Source organism: Clostridium sp. Marseille-P2415, assembly GCF_900155545.1.
Lineage (GTDB): Bacteria > Bacillota > Clostridia > Lachnospirales > Lachnospiraceae > Lacrimispora.
Genome location: NZ_LT732526.1, coordinates 2,019,805 through 2,023,604 on the forward strand (window position 1 = coordinate 2,019,805; position 3,800 = coordinate 2,023,604).

Here is a 3,800-nt window from a genome sequence, read left to right on the forward strand (position 1 = left end):
CCAAAAAGAAAGGTGAGAAAGCGGATCCCATCGAGAAGCTGACTGTCCAACATCTTTTAAAAGAATTGGAAGAAACCACTTTTTCCCTTGATGAACAGCCTTATGGATCACTTTTTCAGCTTTATAAAAATGAATTTCTGGATGTCTCAGTCCAAAAAAATCTCATCAACCCGGTGTAAACAAGCAAATTCTCCACCTCTGATTTTGAATCTTTCAGTCAAATAAAAATGGGAAACAGTATAAAGCTATCTGATGTATTTCACAGCAGATTGTTTTATCCCGCTTCCCTGTGGTATTATACCTCTGATACCAGAAAACAGCGATGGCAGGAACCGCCCCGACCAAAGTTTGGTTTCCTGCCATAAACACACATACAGTCTTCCTGCGCTCTCACGCATTGGCTCAACTGCATACATGCTTATGATAACCTTATCCACTGATTTTTGCAATCCCATATCCCAGGATTCTTATGATAACCTCATCGCGGGCATCCAGTTTCACCAGCTTCCCTGCACTTGCGGGCATTCCGGCTGTCTGAAATTACATGGCTATTATACCAGAGGGCTTAAGTATGAAAACGCAATCCTGCGTCTCTGCATCTGCCGGGTCAGATGCTCCGTCTGCGGACGGACTCATTCCCTTATCCCTTCCTATCTTGTCCCTTACTCCCAGATTTCCCTGCCGGATCAGGCTGAAATCATTTCCTCTGTTGAATTCGGAACATCTGCCGCTGCGGTTATGGCAAGGACTCCTTCCATTGATGAAAACAACGTTTCCTGCATCCTGCGCCGTTACCGGCGGTACTGGCGGCAGCGGCTTCTTTCCGAGTCCATCCCCATCACGCCCCTTCCTCTGCTGGTCTGCCGATGCTTTGATGCTTTTCAAAGACAGTTTCTGCAGATTAAATGCACTCCAAATCTTCTTTTTCTAAAAACCACATAACCTTACAGGACATTTCTGACGGTGTCTCCTATACTGATAAAAAAGTAAAGGAGGTTCCACTTATGGAACAGGAAAAAATGCAGGCTATCGCTCTGATGCGCTATTCAGCCATTGCCCCTCTCATTACCGGCCTTCAGGAGGATTATTCCTCCAGGGATGCCTTTTTTCGTGATGCCTCTATCAAGGGCGTCACCGCACCGGACGGCTCCGTTAAGCACTACGCACCCGGCACCATTGAAAAATGGTATTACAGTTACAAGGAATCCGGCTTTGACGGGCTCCTCCCTTCCGGACGTTCCGATCTGGGTAAACCCAGAAAACTGGATGATGCTCTTCAGGAACAGATCCGTTATTTAAAAGCGAATTATCCGCGGATATCTGCGGCTGCCATCTTCCGACAGCTTAAGGATAATGGCAGCATTGCAAATGGCGAGATTTCAGAATCCACAGTTACACGCTACTTGAAACTCCTTGCTGCCGAAATGAAGACTTCCAGCAATCAGGATATGCGCCGTTATGAACGTCCCCACATCAATGAGGTCTGGTGCGGGGATTCCAGCGTTGGGCCATATCTGCGTACTGCTGACGGACAGAAACGCAAGATCTTCATCATTGCACTTATTGATGATGCCAGCCGTTTCATTGTAGGCATCGACCTCTTTTTCAACGATAACTTCGCAAACCTCATGTCCGTCATGAAGTCCGCAGTCGCCAAATACGGACGCCCGCAGCTGTTCAACTTTGACAACGGCAGTTCCTACAAGAACCGGCAGATGGAGCTCCTTGCCGCCAGGATTGGTTCTGCCCTCCACTATAACCAGCCTTATACTCCTACCCAGAAAGCCAAGATTGAGCGTTGGTTCCGCACCATGAAAGACCAGTGGATGGCAGCTCTTGACCTCCGTGATTTCCATTCCCTTGAGCAGCTAAGGGGCAGCCTCCTGGCCTATGTCCAGCTTTATAATCGCTCCCCTCATGCTTCCCTTAGCGGAAAATCCCCGCAGGACAGATATTTTTCTGAACCGGAACGGATGCGCCGCCTTTCGGAAGATAAACTGGATACCGATTTTCTTCTGGAAATTGAACGCCGTGTCTCTGCCGACTGTGTCATCGTCATTGATCACGTGGAATACGAAGTGGACTGCCGCTTTGCTAAACAGCGCATCTGCCTTCGCTATTCTCCTGATCTGAAAGAAATCTTTATCGTGGAGGCTGACGCTTCCCTTACTCCCATCCGGCTTTTAAATAAGCAGGAAAACGCTTTTGTCAAACGCGAAAAAATACATTTATGCAGAGGTGATGAATAATGGACTACTACACCCGTTATGGCATGGAATTCAACCCTTTTCTTAAGAATTCCAAGGAGCTTATCATAAAGACTCATGAATACAACGAAGTGATCTTCCGCCTGGATTACCTTTCAAAAACCAGGGGATTCGGACTCATTACTGGTTCCCCAGGCAGAGGTAAGACAACCGCCATCCGTTCCTGGGCCTGCAGTCTTAACCCATCCCTTTACAAGGTCATCTACTCCAGCCTCTCCACGCTGACGATACAGGACTTTTACCGGAACCTGGCCTTTGAACTTGGTGCACAGCCCGCTTTCCGTAAGCCTGACAACTTCCGGATGATCCAGGAAGAGGTCACACGGCTTTCGGTAGAGAAACGCAGGATACCTGTCATCATCATTGATGAAGCCAACTATATCAGCAATGCTGTCCTCAACGATTTGAAGCTCCTGTTCAACTTTGAAATGGACTCCCGTGACAGGGCTGTCATCCTCCTGGCCGGACTTCCGCAGCTTAATTCCACTCTCCGTCTAAGCATCCATGAGCCTTTCCGGCAACGTATTGTAATGAATTACAACATGGAAGGTCTGACTAAGGAAGAAGGGCGGCAGTATGTCTCTGAAAAGCTCTATGGAGCAGGGTGCAGGCAGACTGTTTTTGATGACAACGCACTGGAAGCAATCCTCAACGCAGCTGACGGGATTCCCCGTATAATCAACAAGCTATGCAATGCCAGCCTGCTGATTGGTGGCAGCTGCAAAGCTGAACAGATTTCCTCCGATATCGCTATGCAGGCCGTCAATGACTGTGAGCTAGGATAAACACAATCTCGGGATTTTCTTCCTCAATTAATTTGGGGGAGAAAATCCTTTCTTAAAATAAACTGCTTAAACAGCTTCATTTAAAGTGGCTAGATGGCCTTTTAATACCGCTAAATGGCTGAAAATAAAGTGCCGGATATAGCAACCTTTAATTTGCTGGATGACAACCCGGACAAGCTGTCTCTTGCAGGTGATGGTACTCCTGTCGTTTCCTCTGCAAGGGAACGCAAATACCGGGTCTGCGACTGCGCATCTAAAGGGTTTGACAACTGCAGCTGTGACCGGTATTTTTCTCAGCCTGACTGTGACGTAGGATGGGATTCCTCAAGGGATTGCTTTTATCATGGTTATGATCTTTACATGCTGGTGGCCTCTGATTCTGAAAGTGACCTTCCCGTATTTCCCTTGCTTGGTCCAGCATCCAGGCATGATTCCCACGGCTTCCTCCATGCTTTTTTCCGCATGAGGAGCTTCCTTCCTGATTTCAATGTAAGTAAGGTACTTCTTGATTCTGCCCATGATGCAATGCCGTATTATAAATACTTTCAGCAGAAAGGAATCACACCATTCATTGACCTGAATGAGAAGAGGGGCATCAAGACGAAATACAAAGATGACTTTACCATCGGCAAGGATGGCATCCCCGTCTGCAGAGCAGGACTTAGGATGAACCATGACGGCATTGAGAAAAACAAGCACCGCATCAAGTACCGCTGCCCTTTGGCAAGTAGAAAATATGGCTGTTCAT

Annotated in this window: 3 protein-coding genes and 1 pseudogene; all 4 read left to right on the forward strand. The window is 47.4% G+C overall.

The features are described from left to right. The first annotated feature begins 420 nt into the window (after positions 1–420). Positions 421–942: a DUF6431 domain-containing protein gene (locus BQ9856_RS25275; RefSeq protein ID WP_235839216.1), complete on the forward strand. Its 522-nt coding sequence runs from the start codon at positions 421–423 to the stop codon at positions 940–942. Between the two features lie 62 nt (positions 943–1,004). Further along, entirely contained in the window at positions 1,005–2,249 is a 1,245-nt protein-coding gene (locus tag BQ9856_RS14200) for a DDE-type integrase/transposase/recombinase (protein ID WP_077611618.1), read from the forward strand. Then, positions 2,249–3,052, forward strand: coding sequence for an ExeA family protein (locus BQ9856_RS14205; RefSeq protein ID WP_077611619.1), 804 nt, complete (start codon positions 2,249–2,251; stop codon positions 3,050–3,052). Before BQ9856_RS14200 ends, BQ9856_RS14205 begins: the two co-directional genes overlap by 1 nt. A gap of 114 nt (positions 3,053–3,166) precedes the next feature. Further along, a pseudogene (locus tag BQ9856_RS24575) lies at positions 3,167–3,800 on the forward strand (hypothetical protein); the annotation flags it as partial.